Below are 14,766 nucleotides of genomic sequence, written 5' to 3' on the forward strand. Positions count from 1 at the left end.
GGCGCCGCTAGGCTGCGTCGGCACTCGTCGCAAAGTCCAGGAGACGCGCGACATCGAGGATGATCAGGAGATTGCCGTCGAGCCGATGGATGCCGTTCGACACGTCGCGCCAGGCCGAATCGAGGGTCGCGGGATTGCGTTCGAACGTCTCGCTCGTCAGGCTCAGCACCTCGCCGACATTGTCGACCAGCAGGCTGTACTGCTCGCCGCCCTGGTCGACCACGACGCTCATGCTCTCCTTGCTCTCGGTGTTCTTCGGCAGCTTGAGCCGCGTGCGCACGTCGATCGCGGTCACGATGCGGCCGCGCAGGTTGAGCGAGCCCGCGACCTCGGGCGGCGCCAGCGGGATGCGGGTGATGCGCTGAGGGCCCAGCACGTCCTGCACCTGCAGGACGGGGATCCCGAACATCTGGCCGGCGATGAAGATCGAGACGTAGTCGTGGGACTGCGCGTCGCCGATGGCCTGGATCTGACGCGATTGCGTACCGGCGGGAACGATGCTCATGCGGCGACCTCGCGCTGCAGGTTGAGAGTGGTCGAAAGCGAGGCGAGCAGCGCGTCTCGATCGAACTTCGCGATATAGTCGTTGAAGCCGACCTCACGGCCGCGGTCGAGATCCTCCGGCGTCGCGTGCGACGACAGCGCCACCATCGGCACATGGCGCCAGCGGCTGTCGCTGCGCACCTGGGTCGCGAACTCGAACCCGTTCATGCCGGGCATCTCGATGTCGCTGATGATGACGTCGAAATCCTCGCCCGCCTCGTGCAGGTCGAGCGCCTGGTCGGCCGAGTCGACGGCGCTCACGTCGTAGCCCGCGATCGTGAGCAGCGGCGTCAGCAGGTTGCGGAAGAACGGCGAGTCGTCGACCAGGAGCACGCGCGTTGCCCGGGCGATCTGGTCGAGCGCGCCCTCGGTGCGCGAGCCGAACCAGTCGTCGTAGGCCTGCATCAGGTAGTAGCCCGTGTCGATGAGATCGGTCGCCTTGCCGGCCAGGACCGCGCTGCCGATCAGACCCGGCTTCTCCGAGCCGAGCTCGACATGCAGCACATCCTCGACGATGTCGACGATCTCGTCGACCAGGAGGCCCATCGAGCGTTCCTTGTCCGAGAAGACCAGGATCGGCTGGCGGCCTTCATGGCTGACCCGGAGGCTCGGATCGATCGGCACCAGCGGCATGAGCTTGCCGCGGTACTGCACGACCGGCTTGCCGTTGGAATATTCAATCTCCTTGCGGTCGATCTCCTCGAGCCGGGCGACGAGCGCCAGAGGCACCGCCTTGGGGCTCGTGTCGCCGGCCTTGAACAGAAGCAGCGACGTCTTGTCGATCTGCCGTCCGCGCGCCACCGCCTGCTCCGTCGTCGCCCGGTTGTCGCTGCCGACCGTGATCTCGCCGGTGGCGGCGGCAATGCCGTTCGGGTCGAGGATCATGATGACGGCGCCATCGCCCAGGATCGTGTTGCCCGAGAACATCGTGATGTCGCGCAGCAGCGGCGCCACCGGCTTCACGACGATTTCCTCGGTATCGAACACCCGGTCGACGATGATGCCGAACGAGTAAGTGCCGACCTGTGCCACGACGATGAAGCATTCGGCCGACGTGTCGTGGGTCTGCCGGAGCTTCAAGAGCTGGTCGAGGCCGACCAGTGGCAGAAGCCGGTTGCGGAGCCGTAAGACCGGCGCACCGTTCAGGCGCTCGATCTGCGTCTCGGTGCCGGGCGCGGCGCGCACCAGCTCGACCACGCTGATCTGCGGGATGGCGAAGCGCTCGCCCGCGCATTCGACGATGAGCGCCGAGACGATCGCGAGCGTGAGCGGAATCTTGATGACGAAAGTCGAGCCGCGGCCCGGTTGGCTCTTCAGCTCAATCGTGCCGCCGATCTTCTCGATGTTGGTGCGGACCACGTCCATGCCGACGCCACGGCCCGAGACGCTCGTCACGGCGGCGGCGGTCGAGAAGCCGGCCTTGAAGATGAACTGGTAGATCTGCTGGTCGGACATCTGCGCCAGCTCGGCCTCGGTCGCGAGCCCGTTCTGGATCGCCTTGGCCTTGATCTTGTCGGTGGCGAGACCGCGCCCGTCGTCGGCGATCTCGATGATGATGTGGCCGCCCTCATGGTACGCGTTGAGCGTGACCGTGCCCGTCTCGGGCTTGCCGACGGCGAGCCGGTCGGCCGGGCCTTCGATGCCATGGTCCGCCGAGTTGCGCACCATGTGGGTCAGCGGATCCTTGATGAGCTCGAGCACCTGGCGGTCGAGCTCGGTCTCCGCACCCTTCATCTGCAGGTCGATCTTCTTGCGAAGTTCGATGCCGAGGTCGCGGATGAGGCGCGGCAGCTTGGCCCAGGCATTGCCGATCGGCTGCATGCGCGTCTTCATGACGCCTTCCTGCAGCTCGGTCGTGACGTGGCTCAAGCGCTGCAGCGCCACGCCGAATTCGGAATCCTTCTGGCCGCGCAGGATCTGCATCAGCTGATTGCGGGTGAGCACGAGCTCGCTCACCATCGTCATCAGGTTCTCGAGCAGATCGACATTGACACGGATGTTGGAGGCCGCGACCGCCGAGTCCTTGACGTCGGTGTCGGCCGGCGCGCGGGCGGCGGCAGGCGGCGGCGCCTCATGTTCCGCGACGGCGGTCGGCTTCGGCTTGGCGACGGCAGTGCTCGCGACCGGCACCGGCGGCGCGGCCTGGACCACTGCGACTGGTGCGGGAGCGACCGGCGCTGGCTCGACCTCCGGCTCGGGTTCCGGCTCCGGAACGGCCGCCGCGACGGGAGCCGGCGGGGCAGCCGGTGCCGCGGGGGCCGCAGCCTCGGTCAATTGCCCTTCGGCGAAGGCGTTCAGCTGGGCGATCAGGTCCGCATCGTCGCCGTCCGGCTCCGCCTCGGTCGCCTCGAGCGTCGCCAGCAGCATCTTGATCCGGTCGAGCGAGCTCAGGATCAGGCTGATCGCGACCGGCGTCACCTCGAGCTGGCCGTCGCGGATCTTGCCGAGCACGTTCTCGGCCGCATGCGCCACGGTCTCGAGCCGCGGCAGCGAGAGGAAGCCGCAGGTGCCCTTGATCGTATGCACGATCCGGAAAATGTTGCCGAGCAGCGCCGGATCGTTCGGATTCTGTTCGAGACGCACCAACTCCAGGTCAAGCGTCGCCAGCCCTTCGGCGGTCTCGGTCAGGAATTCGCTGAGTAGATCGTCCATGGCCTGATTTCCGCCGTGAAAAGTACTGAACGGTCGGCCGGAACCCCATGGTTGGGCAAGGTTCCGAAACCTGCCCGACCTTCGGATTTATTCCTTAAAATCCCGTTACGGACCGCGCTCGCCGCCCCGACCGGTTCGCCCGAGAAACGAATCAAGAATGCCCGTTTCAGTTGCCGGAAGCGAGTGCAAAGACGATCTCGCCGGACGCCGGCGTTTCGATCGACGGTAGTAGCCCCGCCCGGCGCGCGAGCGACGCGGTGAAGGCCGCCTGGACACTGCGCGTGTCGATCGCGTCTGCGGCGGGCGTGCCGACGAGCGCATCGGGCAGATGGGCCGGCAGGCGCGCGCTCTCGCCCGCCGCCACCAGCTCGATCCCACCCGCAGGACGGGTGCCGAGCCGGAGCGTGCCGCCGCGCGGCAGGGCCTCGGCTGCAACCAGGAACAGGTTGCAGATGAGCTTGCTCGAGACGTCCCGCTCGAACGGCTCCGGCCAGACGCACGTGATCTTGCTCTCTTCGAACAGGTCGAGCGTCGCCTTGCGCGCCGAATCGCCGGCGATCGGCATCGTCGAGCCATAGGCGATCCGGTAGAACTGCAGACGCCGCGTCGCCTGGCCGGCGCTCTGCGCGATCAATGCCGCGGCATCGGCCGCGAACTCGGGGTCGTCCGCCAGCAGTTCGACGCCGTTGTTGATGGCGCCGACCGGGCTCACCAGCTCGTGGCAGAGCCGCGCCGCCAGCAGCTCGGCGATTCTGAGATCGATCTGCCAACCGCTCATGTCGTCCGCGCCCATGCTGTCCCGATGCCTCTTGCCGCGTTTGCCGTGATGGTCCGATGATCCCAGAGGACCCTGCCGCGACACAAGGTCGGACCAGAGGATGGAAACAAATTTCGTACCCGGCACCTGGGTGCGCCTGCCGGCGGAGCCGGACTGGGGCGTGGGCCAGGTCCAATCAGCGATCGACGGGCGGATCACCATCAACTTCGAGCATGCCGGCAAGCGCGTCCTGATCGCAGAGGCGGTCGAGCTCGACGAGGTCGATCCGGATACGTTCGACCGCCGCTAGAGGCCGAGCAGGCTTTCGGCCGTCCTGAGGTCCTCGGGCGTATTCACGTTGAAGAACGGATCGACCGCCCCGATTGGAAACTCGACCGGCACGGCGTCGAGCGACCGTGCCCAGTCGTCGACCCGCCGCATCCCGGCGTCTGCGACGCCGTGGCGCAACGCGTCGCGCGCCGCGACCGGCCAGAGTCCCACGATCGGATGGCGGCGGCCAGCGGAGGTGGCAAAGGCCGCCGCAGCACCGTCCGCGACGGACCGGCCGAGCTGCTCGACGAGATCCGCCGGCAGGAACGGCGTGTCGCCTGGAACGGTCAGCACATGGCCAGCTCCAGCCGCAGCGGCCCAGTCGAGCGCCGCCAGGATGCCGGCAAGCGGCCCCGGCCAGCCGGGCAGCGGGTCCGGCAGCACAGGCAGGCCGAAGTCGCTGAACCGCGCCGGATCGCCGTTGGCATTGAGCGCCAGGCCCGACACCTGCGGGCGCAGCCGGGCAAGCACGTGGTCCAGCACCGGCCGGCCGCCGAGCAACAGGAGCGGCTTATCGCTACCGCCCATGCGCCGCGCCAGGCCCCCCGCCAGAACCACGGCTAAAGGCCGCTCCTCGTCCCGCATGCCGCCCCCTTGTTCGACGCCCGTTCCACCGACATATTACGACACATGATTGATCCTTTTGGACGAACCGTCAGCTACCTCCGCGTCTCGGTCACGGATCGCTGCGATTTCCGCTGTGTCTATTGCATGGCCGAGGACATGCATTTCCTGCCCAAGGCGGACGTGCTGTCGCTCGAAGAGCTCGACCGGCTGTGCAACGCCTTCATCCGCCTGGGCGTGCGCAAGCTGCGCCTGACCGGCGGCGAGCCGCTGGTCCGGCGCAACATCATGTGGCTGATCGAAAGCCTGGGACGGCGGATCGCCGACGGCGCGCTCGACGAGCTGACGCTCACCACCAACGGCAGCCAGCTCGCGAAATACGCAGGCGCGCTCAAGGCGGCCGGCGTCCGGCGGGTCAACGTCTCGCTCGATACGCTGGACGAGCGGAAGTTCACCGCCATCACCCGCTGGGGCCGGATCGGCCAGGTCATGGACGGCATCGCGGCGGCGAAAGAGGCCGGGCTCAAGGTCAAGATCAACACGGTGGCCTTGCAGGGCGTCAACGAGGACGAGTTCGACGATCTCATCGCCTGGTGCGGCGCCGAGGGCCATGACCTGACATTCATCGAGGTCATGCCGATGGGCGAGATCGGCGACGAGGCGCGGCTCGACCAGTATCTGCCCCTGTCCCATGTCCGGGCGCGCCTCGACGAGCGTTGGACGCTGACCGAGAGCGACTACCGGACCGGCGGCCCCGCCCGCTACGTCACGGTCGGCGAGACCGGCGGGCGCCTCGGCTTCATCACGCCGCTCACCCATAATTTCTGTGAGAGCTGCAACCGCGTGCGCGTGACATGCACGGGCACGCTCTACATGTGCTTGGGGCAAGAGGACGCGGCCGACTTGCGCGCACCGCTCCGCACCGGGGAGAGCGACGGGCCGCTCGAAGACGCGATCCTGGCCGCGATCCGGCGCAAGCCCAAGGGTCACGATTTCGTCATCGATCGCCAGCATCATGGTCCGGCCGTGCCGCGCCACATGAGTGTCACCGGCGGCTGACCGCCTTGTCTCTCCGCCGCCTTGTTTCCCCGGCCTCAGAAGGCGATCCGATGACTGCTCGTTCATGTCGGTAACCGAGAGCGGCGGCGCGCCCGCGCCCAAGATCGCCATCGTCGCTTCGGAGGCCGAGGCGGCCCAGGCGGCGCTCGCCGATCTCCAGCGTCGCTACCCGACCGTGCCGCTCGACGAGGCCGACGTGATCGTGGCGCTGGGCGGCGACGGTTTCATGCTGGAAACGCTGCACCGCCATCTCGAGCGGCACCTGCCGATCTTCGGCATGCATCGCGGCTCGGTCGGCTTTCTCATGAACAGCTATTCGCCCGACCATCTGTTCGAGCGCCTGGCGAAGGCGGATACGGAGCGGCTGCACCCGCTCGCCATGCAGGCGACGACCACCGACGGCAAGTGCCACCAGGCGCTCGCCATCAACGAGGTGGCACTGCTGCGCCAGACCCGCCAGATGGCGAAGATCCGCATCTCGGTCGACGGGGTCAGGCGCATGGACGAGCTCATGTGCGACGGCGTCATGGTCGCAACCCCGGCCGGCAGCACCGCCTACAACCTGTCGGCCCATGGGCCGATCATCCCGTTCGGCTCGGGCGTGCTGGCACTCACGCCGATCAGCGCCTTCCGCCCGCGGCGCTGGCGCGGCGCCATCTTGCCGCACCATGTCACCGTCACGTTCGAGATGCTGGAGCCGCAGAAGCGGCCGATCAGCGCCGGCGCCGATTTCATCGAGGTGCGCAACGTCATGCGGGTCGAGGTCCGCGAGACCCGGGAGGTCAGCCTCAGCCTACTGTTCGACCACGAGCACAATCTGTCGGAGCGCGTGCTGAAGGAGCAGTTCGAGAGCTGACGCCGGGCCGCAATCGGGCGCATAGTTCGAGGGCCTCCCCGAAACAACGCCCGAGCTCCACGATGGCTGGCCTCAGTAGCATTGAAATCACCAAGACACTCGTCGGTTTCGACACGACGAGCCGGGATTCCAACCTGGCGCTCATCGACTGGGTCGAAGCCTATCTCGCCGACCTGGGCGTCCGGTCCAGCCGGTCGTGGGACGCCGAGCGGCGCAAGGCTAACCTGTTCGCGACCATCGGCCCCGAGGACAAGCCCGGCGTCGTGCTCTCGGGCCATACCGACGTGGTGCCGGTCGACGGCCAGGACTGGACGAGCGACCCGTTCGAGCTCGTCGAGAAGGACGGCAAGCTCGTCGGGCGCGGCGCCTCCGACATGAAGAGCTTCCTGGGCGTCGTGCTGGCCAAGACGCCGGATTTCATCCGCCGCCAGCCGAAGACGCCGATCCATCTGGCCTTCACCTATGACGAGGAGGTGGGCTGCCTCGGCATCCACACCCTCTTGGCCGATCTCGCGAAGCGCCCGGTCAAGCCCCGGGCCTGCATCGTCGGCGAACCCACGCTCATGAAGCCGGTCATCGGCCACAAGGGCAAGCGCTCGGTGCGCTGCCACGTCCACGGGCTCGAGAGCCATTCGGCGCTCGCCCACCAGGGCGTGAACGCGATCGAGGCGGCGGCCGAGCTCGTGGCTTATCTCAAGGGCATGGCCCGTCGCTTCCGCGACCAGGGGCCGTTCGATCCGGACTATTCGCCCCCCTACACGACCGTGCACACCGGCAAGATCCAGGGCGGCACCGCGCTCAACATCGTGCCCAAGGACTGCGTGTTCGACTTCGAGTTCCGCTATCTGCCGAGCGAGGATCCGGCGGCACTGTTCGACGAGGTCCGGCGCTTCGCGGTCGAGCAGCTGCTGCCCGAGATGCGCGCGGTCTCGGCCGCGGCCGGCTTCGATTTCGAGGAACTGTCCGGCATGGCCGGGCTCGAGATGAAGAGCGACGACGAGGTGACGCGCCTCGTCATGCAGCTCTCGGGCGCCAACGGCACCGGCAAGGTCAGCTTCGGCACCGAGGGTGGCGCCTACCAGGAATTCGGCATCCCGACCATCGTCTGCGGCCCCGGCTCGATCGAGCAGGCGCACAAGCCCGACGAATGGATCGCGATCGAGCAGCTGACCGCGGCCGAACACTTCATGGACCGGCTGCTGGATCGCGCCTCACTCTGAAGTTTCGGGGACGCGCCGCCACTCCCGTTCGCTGCGCTATTCCGCCGCGGCGCGCGTCGCGTCCGCCAGAACTTCGGAGATGGCCTGATCGAGGATGGCGATCCCGCGATCGATCTCATCACGGCTGACCGTCAACGGCGGGGCAATGCGCCAGACAGCCGCCATCGCGCCGACCGAGACGATGTTCATGGAGAGGCCGAGCTCCATGCAGCGGTTGGTGATGGCGCGCCCGGTCGCAGCATCTGGCGCGCGGGTTTCCCGGTCCTTGACGAGTTCCACGCCCTGGAGCAGGCCGAAGCCGCGGATGTCGCCGACGATCTCGTGCTTGTCCTGGAGATGCCGCAGGCCAGCGGCGAGGTATTCGCCCATCTCAAGGGCACGGGCGTTCAGATCCTCCTCCGCCAGCACGTCGAGCACGGCAAGCGCCACCTGGGCCGGCAGCGGGTCGGAGACGTGGGACGTGACATGGACGAAGCCCTTCGCGTGGCAGTCCGCCTCCATCGCCTCTGAGATGACGGTGGCCGAAAGCGGCAGCCCGCCGCCCAGCGTCTTCGACAGCGTGAGAATGTCCGGCTCGACGCCGAAATGCTGGAAGGCGAAATCGCGGCCGAGGCGGCCAAAGGCGGTCTGCGCCTCGTCGAAGATGAGCAGCATGCCGCGCTTCTCGCAGTGCTCCTTCACCTTCTGCCAGTAGCCGTCGGGCGGCACGATCACGCCGCCCGAGCTTTCGATCGGCTCCGCAATGACCGCAGCGAGCTCGCCGGTCGACTGCGCGTCCACCATGTCGAAGCCCACCTCGAGGCACGTGCCGTCGCAGGCATTCCGGCAATGCCGGACCGGGCAGTGATAGGCATTGGGCGCCGGCAGGGCCAGGGAGCCCGGCATCATCGGGCCATAGCCCTTGCGCCCGGCAACGTAATTGACCGACTGCGCACCCGAGGTCATGCCGTGCCAGGAGCCGGTATAGCCCACCACCTCGAATTTGCCGGTAGAGAGCTTCGCCGCTTTGATCGCCGCCTCATTGGCCTCGCCGCCGGTGCTGAGGAAGAGCGATTTCGAGAGATTGGGCGGCAGCATCTGGGCCAGCCGCTGGGACAGCGCGACCACGGGCGGGCTCAGCATGCCGCTGAAGAGATGCAGCGCGCCGTCGCATGCCTGGCGGATCGCCTCGACGATCCGCGGATGGCTGTGGCCAAGGGTGGCGCACATCTGGCCGGACGTGAAATCGAGGATCTCCTTGCCGTCCTGGTTCCAGATCAGGGTCCCGCGCGCCTTGGTGATGAGATGCGGCACGAAAGGCATGCCGTAGCGGATCAGATGCTCGTCCCAGGGCTCGTTGGTGAGATGCGGCGTCGGCATTGGCGGCTCCTCGTTGCGGGCTGGTAAAACCCTACCACGAGCCGGCCGATTCATGATTTCTTTGAGATGGGGAGATTTTTGTTTCCTGGCACTGAAACTCACAAGATAAAGAAATTCTAACGGCCAAATTCGATGAAAAACTTTCAAAATGGAAATTCGCCTAAAGCCGCTCATGCGGCGCTCGACGCCATCGACCGGCGGATTCTCCGGACGCTGCAGCGGGACAGCACGATCTCGAACCAGACATTGGCGGATGAGGTCGGCCTGTCGCCGCCCGCCTGCCTCAAGCGGGTGCGGCGGCTCAGGGCCGAGGGCGTGATCGAGCGAACCGCCGCCATGCTAGCGCCGGCGGCGCTGGGTCATCCGCTGCTGACGGTGGTGCGGATCAAGCTGGATCGTCCGGCAGAGGCGGAGATGCGCGCGTTCGAGGCGCGGATGCGCGACCTGCCGCGCGTCGCGCAATGCCTGACCGTGGCGGGCGACATCGACTATGTCGTGCTGGTCCGCAGCAAGGACGTGGCACACTACCAGGATTTTGCGCGCAACATCCTCGCCAGCGCGCCGGGCATCCGCGCCTACACCAGCGAGATCGTGCTGGAAGTTGCAAAATGGACCACCGAGATCCCGGTCGAGGACGGCTGAGGTTGCCGGTGCTCTCTAGCCCCACTCCGCCCCATTGGGGCGGAGTGGGGCATTGCCTAGAGCAGTTCCGCGATCTGGACCGCGTTCAAGGCGGCACCCTTGAGGAGCTGATCGCCGGCCACGAACAACGCGACCGAGCGGCCTGACGGATCCGAGATGTCGGCGCGGATGCGGCCGGCCAGGATGTCGCCCTGGCCCGAGGCGTCCTTGGGCATCGGGAAGTAGTTCGCTACCGGATCGTCGACGACGCGCACGCCCGGTGCCTTGGCCAGGAGTGCGCGCACCTCGTCCGGCGTGGTCGGCCGTTCGAACTCGACGTCGAGCGCGATCGCGTGCGCGCGCAGCACCGGCACGCGGATGCAGGTCGAGCTGATGCGGATCGAGGCGTCGCCGAAGATCTTGCGGGTCTCCTTGACCATCTTCAGTTCTTCCTCGTTGTACCCGTTCGCCGGATCGATCTTGGTATTGTGGCTGAACAGGTTGAACGCATAGACGTGCGGGAAGACCTTGGGCTCCGGCGTCTCGCCGGCGAGATAGGCGCGGGTCGAGGCCTCGAGCTCGGCCATGCCGGCGGCACCGGCGCCGGACGCGGCCTGGTAGGTCGCGGCGATCAGGCGCTTGATCGGGTTCTGCTTGTGCAGCGGCCAGAGCGGCACCGCCGCGATGATGGTCGAGCAGTTCGGGTTGGCGATGATGCCCTTGTGGGACTTGGCCGCCTCGGGATTGATCTCCGGCACGACGAGCGGCACGCCCTCGTCCATGCGGAAGGCCGAGGAATTGTCGACCACGACGGCGCCGGCACGCACCGCCGCCGGGGCAAATTCGCGCGAGATGGCGCCGCCGGCCGAGAACAGCGCGATGTCGACGCCGCGAAACGCCTCGGCAGTCAGCGCCTCGACGGTGATCTCGGTGCCTTTGAAGCCCATCTTCTTCCCGGCCGACCGCGGCGAGGCGAGCAGGCGGAGCTCGGCCAGCGGAAAGTTGCGCTCCTCGAGGAGCTGCAGGAATTCGACACCGACGGCCCCGGTGGCACCGACGATGGCGACGACAGGCTTCGACATAGCAGAATGGATCCTTCGGTCACGGGTTTCCGGTCGAAACTTACCGGCAGCCCGGCATTTTCAGCCTGTCCGTTACCTTGTCAATTTCGCACTGCAACGAGAGGCCGCACGCTTCTTGCTCGCGCTCGGCCGCCAGTCTGCCTAAACTTGCGGCCGCAAACGCCTGTTATCGCTGGAAGGAGCGGCGTCTTGGCCCACGACAAGGACACGGCATATCCGGTCGAGCTGCGCGCTCCGGACATTTCCCGGTGGCGCGACGGGAATACCGGGATCCCCTACATGACCACGCTCGACAGCGGCCGGCCCGGTCCGCACGCGATGGTGAACGCGATCACCCACGGCAACGAACTGTGCGGTGCGCTCGCGATCGAGTACCTCAGCGAGACCGGCTTCCGGCCGGTGCGCGGGCGGGTGACGCTGGGCTTCACCAATGTCGCCGCGTTCGAGCGGTTCGACCCGGCCCAGCCGAACGCGTCGCGCTTCGTCGACGAGGATTTCAACCGGGTCTGGGATGTGGCGACCCTGGACGGGCCGCGCAACTCGGCCGAGCTCGCGCGGGCCCGCGAAATCCGGCCGCTGATCGACCAGGTCGACTATCTGCTCGACATCCATTCGATGCAGCATGCGACCGCGCCCCTGATGCTGGCCGGCATGCAGGACAAGGGCGTGGACCTCGCCCGCCGCGTCGGCGAGCCCGAGCTCATCGTGCGCGACCAGGGCCATGCCGCCGGCCGGCGCATGCGCGACTATGGCGCATTCGACGATCCTGCGAGCCCGAAGGCGGCGCTGCTCGTCGAATGCGGCCAGCACTGGGAGGCGGCATCCTTCACCGTCGCGCGCGACGTGACGCTGCGCTTCCTTGCCTGCCTCGATCTGCTCGAGCCGGCCTATGCCGCAGAGCACCTGCCGAAGGCGACGCCCCCTGCCCCACGGGTCATCGAGGTGACGACCGCGGTCACGATCGAGACCAACAGCTTCCGTTTCACCGAGCCGTTCCTGGGGCTCGAGGTGATCGCCAAGGCCGGCACCGTGATCGGCCATGACGGCGGCCGCGAGATCCGCACGCCCTATGACGAATGCGTGCTGATCATGCCGTCGCGACGCCTCGCCAAGGGCCAGACCGCCGTGCGGCTCGGCCGCTTCACCGGCTAGGGTGAAGACCCAGTCGGGAAGGACCGAGACGGATGGGAGGCGGTTGGTCCGGTTTCGGGCACCCCAATGGAAAATCGGACATTGGCACCCGTCTTCCGCAGGCCGGAAGCGGGCTGTCCGGCAGTCGTCCCCTGCTAAGGCTTCATGGCCATCCCCGGTAGCTGGCGAAGCGGAGCAAGCGGACCCAGCGGAATCAGCTCGAAGCTCATGAGATGGGCCTGGCCGAGCGGGAGCTTCTCGAGCATGTCGTGGGCGGCGGCGGGATCGGCGACGTTCAGGATGAACACCACCCCCTTGGCGTTCTGCTGCGAATACCATTGGTCGACCTTGCCAGCCAGATAGAGGTTCACGGTATCGCGGACCTCGTCCGGCAGGATGGCGAACACCTTGGCCGGGTCGACCCCGGGATTGATGGTGCCGATGGCGAGAATTTTCGTGGTCGGCGTCGGTGCTGGCGCGGCTGTGGGCGCGGCTGTCGACGGCGCTGCAGACTGGGCGTGGCCGGTGCGCGGGCCAATAAGGCAGGAGGCCAGGGCTACGCCGGCGGCGAGAACGGCTTTCATTGTCTTTTCCTCTCTATGAGCGAAGGGGCGCGGGCGGCACGACCGGCTCGACCCTTCCAGTGGCTAAGGCAACCGGGTCAGCATCATCGCCTGCACGGCCTTGGGCGCTTTCGATGGAAGGAAGATCGGGCCAGGAGCGCGCCATCGGTAGCCGGTCATTTCGGCTAACATTTATGCCAGAACAGCATATATTGATCCCTGAACGCCCCAATCGGAAAGCTAAGATCCCAGCCAATCTTGCAGCAAGATCGCCCGCCTCTAGCGTTTTTGTGATTCGATCGGCTCGTCGGCCAGCACTTTCTGGTCACGGATTTATGCTATGAAAGCATTCGTGCCGCTTGATCATCGCGGCATCGCGAAGGAGCGCGGACAAGCCTTGAAAGACATCCTCACGCTCAGGCTCTACACGCGCGTTGCCCGGCTCGGCAGTTTCTCCGCCGCGGCGCGGGAATGCGGCCTTGCTCAGTCGCAGGTGTCGCGCATGATCGCGGAACTCGAGGCGAGCCTCGGTGCCCGCCTGCTGTCGCGGACGACCCGCAACGTGGCGCCGACCGAGGCGGGCCTCGAATTTCTCGCGCGGATCGATCCGGCCCTGGCGGCGATCGAGGATGCAGCGAACAGCGTGCGCGAAACGGGCGAACTGCGCGGGCTGATCCGCGTCGGCATGCCCGCGACGATGGGCATGCGCGTGATCATGCCGAGATTGTCGGCCTTCACGGAACGGCATCCGCTGCTCCGAATCGAGCTGTTGCTCGACGATACTTGGCGGGACTTGGCGCGGGAGGCGGTCGATGTCGGTATCCGGGTCGGCGATCTCCCCGATGCGTCAGGGACCAAAAGGCTGATCGGTACGATGCGCCGGGTCTTCGTCGCCGCACCGGCCTACGTCGCACGCCATGGCCTTCCGGAACAGCCGGCAGACCTTGAACGGCATCGTCTCATCGCCGGCCCGGTCGCGCCCCATTCACGGTCATGGAAGTTCGAGCGCGACGGCCAGACCGTGGTGGTCGAGGTGCAGCCACATGTCTCGATCAATGATACCGCCGGCGCGCTGGCGGCGGCGACCAGCGGGCTCGGCATCACGCCCACCACCTCATGGGCGTGTCGGCGCGAAATAGAGAGCGGCGAACTCGTGCCGATCCTGCTCGGCTGGCAATCGGGGGAATTCCCCGTTCACGCCTATTTCCCGATGGGGCGAACGACCCGCATGGCGGCCCGCGCGTTCATCGACTTCATCGCGGACGAGCTTCGCACCGACCCGCCGCTGCCGGCAGGAAGCCCAGGAACATGACGCTCGAGGTGCACGGCCCTTGCATCGCGCCATCCCTGTCGCATATCCGCTTGACTGAATGATCGGTACAAATGGAGTCCCTGCCCCATGGCGCATCCGAACCTGCCCAGGGAAGAAGTGGTCGATCGGCTGATGCGCGTGTTCCGGCGGGAAGGCTATGACGGCGCCAGCCTCGCCCGCCTGTCGGCCGCAACCGGGCTCGGCCGGTCGAGCCTCTATCACCATTTCCCGCGGGGCAAGGAGGACATGGCCGAGGCGGTAATGGACGCCTCGCGCCAGCGCTTCGCCCGGCTGGTGCTGGAACCGCTCTCCGCCCCCGGCCCAGCGCGGCCGCGGTTCGAGGCGATGGCCCGGGGCTATGCCGAATTCTACGATTCCGGCCGCGACTCCTGCCTGATCGATCTGTTCGGCGTCGGGACGACCGGCCTGCAATTCGTGCCGCGGCTCACGATCTCCATTGCGACCATCACCGGCGCCATCGCCGAGGTGCTGATCGAAGCCGGCCTTGCCGAGGACGTCGCCCGGCGCCGCGCCGAGGATGCGTTGATCGCCATCCAAGGCGCGCTCGTGCTCACCCGCGCCGGCGGAACGAACGCGCCCTTCCGCCGCGTGCTCGCCGAATTGCCCGACCGTCTGCTCGCCTGAGTGATCCCTCTTGACGGCTGTCGCTTGGATGAATATGTACCGATCGTTCGGTTCATATTCATTTCATCGGAG

Annotated in this window: 15 protein-coding genes; 8 read left to right on the top strand and 7 right to left on the bottom strand. The window is 67.0% G+C overall.

What is annotated here, in order from left to right; genetic code table 11:
- Positions 1-7: 7 nt before the first annotated feature.
- The 3 genes from IEY58_RS23540 to IEY58_RS23550 all read right to left on the bottom strand — a co-directional run bounded on the left by IEY58_RS23540 (position 8) and on the right by IEY58_RS23550 (position 3,973).
- Positions 8-505 carry a chemotaxis protein CheW gene (locus IEY58_RS23540; protein ID WP_189050360.1) on the bottom strand — a complete coding sequence of 166 codons (498 nt, stop codon included), beginning with the start codon at positions 503-505 and terminating at the stop codon, positions 8-10.
- Positions 502-3,195, bottom strand: a complete 2,694-nt coding sequence (locus IEY58_RS23545; RefSeq protein WP_189050361.1) for a hybrid sensor histidine kinase/response regulator — start codon at positions 3,193-3,195, stop codon at positions 502-504. Before IEY58_RS23545 ends, IEY58_RS23540 begins: the two co-directional genes overlap by 4 nt.
- 166 nt (positions 3,196-3,361) lie before the next feature.
- Positions 3,362-3,973 (bottom strand): histidine phosphotransferase family protein, encoded by a 612-nt coding sequence (locus tag IEY58_RS23550; RefSeq protein WP_189050362.1) that lies wholly within the window; start codon positions 3,971-3,973, stop codon positions 3,362-3,364.
- A 100-nt stretch (positions 3,974-4,073) separates the two neighbouring features.
- Here IEY58_RS23550 and IEY58_RS23555 point away from each other — a divergent pair, with 100 nt between their 5' ends.
- The gene (locus IEY58_RS23555) at positions 4,074-4,262 is read left to right on the top strand and encodes a DUF3553 domain-containing protein (protein WP_189050363.1); all 189 of its coding nucleotides are present in this window, start codon (positions 4,074-4,076) and stop codon (positions 4,260-4,262) included.
- Here IEY58_RS23555 and mobA read toward each other — a convergent pair.
- Positions 4,259-4,867, bottom strand: coding sequence for a molybdenum cofactor guanylyltransferase MobA (gene mobA / locus IEY58_RS23560; protein WP_189050365.1), 609 nt, complete (start codon positions 4,865-4,867; stop codon positions 4,259-4,261). The genes IEY58_RS23555 and mobA overlap by 4 nt on opposite strands.
- Positions 4,868-4,912: 45 nt before the next feature.
- Here mobA and moaA point away from each other — a divergent pair, with 45 nt between their 5' ends.
- The 3 genes from moaA to argE all read left to right on the top strand — a co-directional run bounded on the left by moaA (position 4,913) and on the right by argE (position 7,981).
- Positions 4,913-5,905 (top strand): GTP 3',8-cyclase MoaA, encoded by a 993-nt coding sequence (gene moaA, locus IEY58_RS23565; protein WP_189050367.1) that lies wholly within the window; start codon positions 4,913-4,915, stop codon positions 5,903-5,905.
- Between the two features lie 64 nt (positions 5,906-5,969).
- On the top strand, positions 5,970-6,761 hold the full coding sequence (locus IEY58_RS23570; RefSeq protein WP_189050369.1) for an NAD kinase: 792 nt from the start codon (positions 5,970-5,972) through the stop codon (positions 6,759-6,761).
- 62 nt (positions 6,762-6,823) lie between these two features.
- Positions 6,824-7,981, top strand: a complete 1,158-nt coding sequence (gene argE, locus IEY58_RS23575; RefSeq protein WP_189050371.1) for an acetylornithine deacetylase — start codon at positions 6,824-6,826, stop codon at positions 7,979-7,981.
- Positions 7,982-8,017: 36 nt separating this feature from the next.
- On the opposite strand, the gene IEY58_RS23580 is transcribed toward argE, so the two are convergent.
- The gene (locus tag IEY58_RS23580) at positions 8,018-9,340 is read right to left on the bottom strand and encodes an aspartate aminotransferase family protein (RefSeq protein ID WP_189050373.1); all 1,323 of its coding nucleotides are present in this window, start codon (positions 9,338-9,340) and stop codon (positions 8,018-8,020) included.
- Between the two features lie 132 nt (positions 9,341-9,472).
- On the opposite strand from IEY58_RS23580, the gene IEY58_RS23585 reads away from it, so the two are divergent.
- On the top strand, positions 9,473-9,982 hold the full coding sequence (locus IEY58_RS23585; RefSeq protein WP_189050375.1) for an Lrp/AsnC family transcriptional regulator: 510 nt from the start codon (positions 9,473-9,475) through the stop codon (positions 9,980-9,982).
- Positions 9,983-10,038: 56 nt separating this feature from the next.
- Here the strand turns inward: IEY58_RS23585 and IEY58_RS23590 are convergent, their stop codons facing one another.
- A complete protein-coding gene (locus tag IEY58_RS23590) occupies positions 10,039-11,043 on the bottom strand; it encodes an aspartate-semialdehyde dehydrogenase (RefSeq protein WP_189050377.1) in 1,005 nt (334 codons plus the stop codon).
- Between the two features lie 189 nt (positions 11,044-11,232).
- On the opposite strand from IEY58_RS23590, the gene IEY58_RS23595 reads away from it, so the two are divergent.
- A complete protein-coding gene (locus IEY58_RS23595) occupies positions 11,233-12,195 on the top strand; it encodes a M14 family metallopeptidase (protein ID WP_229743908.1) in 963 nt (320 codons plus the stop codon).
- Positions 12,196-12,329: 134 nt separating this feature from the next.
- Here the strand turns inward: IEY58_RS23595 and IEY58_RS23600 are convergent, their stop codons facing one another.
- A complete protein-coding gene (locus IEY58_RS23600; protein WP_189050379.1) occupies positions 12,330-12,758 on the bottom strand; it encodes a hypothetical protein in 429 nt (142 codons plus the stop codon).
- A 319-nt stretch (positions 12,759-13,077) separates the two neighbouring features.
- Between IEY58_RS23600 and IEY58_RS23605 the strand changes: the two genes are divergently transcribed.
- Positions 13,078-14,049 carry a LysR family transcriptional regulator gene (locus tag IEY58_RS23605; RefSeq protein ID WP_229743909.1) on the top strand — a complete coding sequence of 324 codons (972 nt, stop codon included), beginning with the start codon at positions 13,078-13,080 and terminating at the stop codon, positions 14,047-14,049.
- A gap of 87 nt (positions 14,050-14,136) precedes the next feature.
- Positions 14,137-14,694 carry a TetR/AcrR family transcriptional regulator gene (locus IEY58_RS23610; RefSeq protein WP_189050381.1) on the top strand — a complete coding sequence of 186 codons (558 nt, stop codon included), beginning with the start codon at positions 14,137-14,139 and terminating at the stop codon, positions 14,692-14,694.
- Positions 14,695-14,766 lie beyond the last annotated feature (72 nt).

Origin of the sequence: Aliidongia dinghuensis, assembly GCF_014643535.1 — a bacterium.
Taxonomy (GTDB): Bacteria; Pseudomonadota; Alphaproteobacteria; order ATCC43930; family CGMCC-115725; genus Aliidongia; species Aliidongia dinghuensis.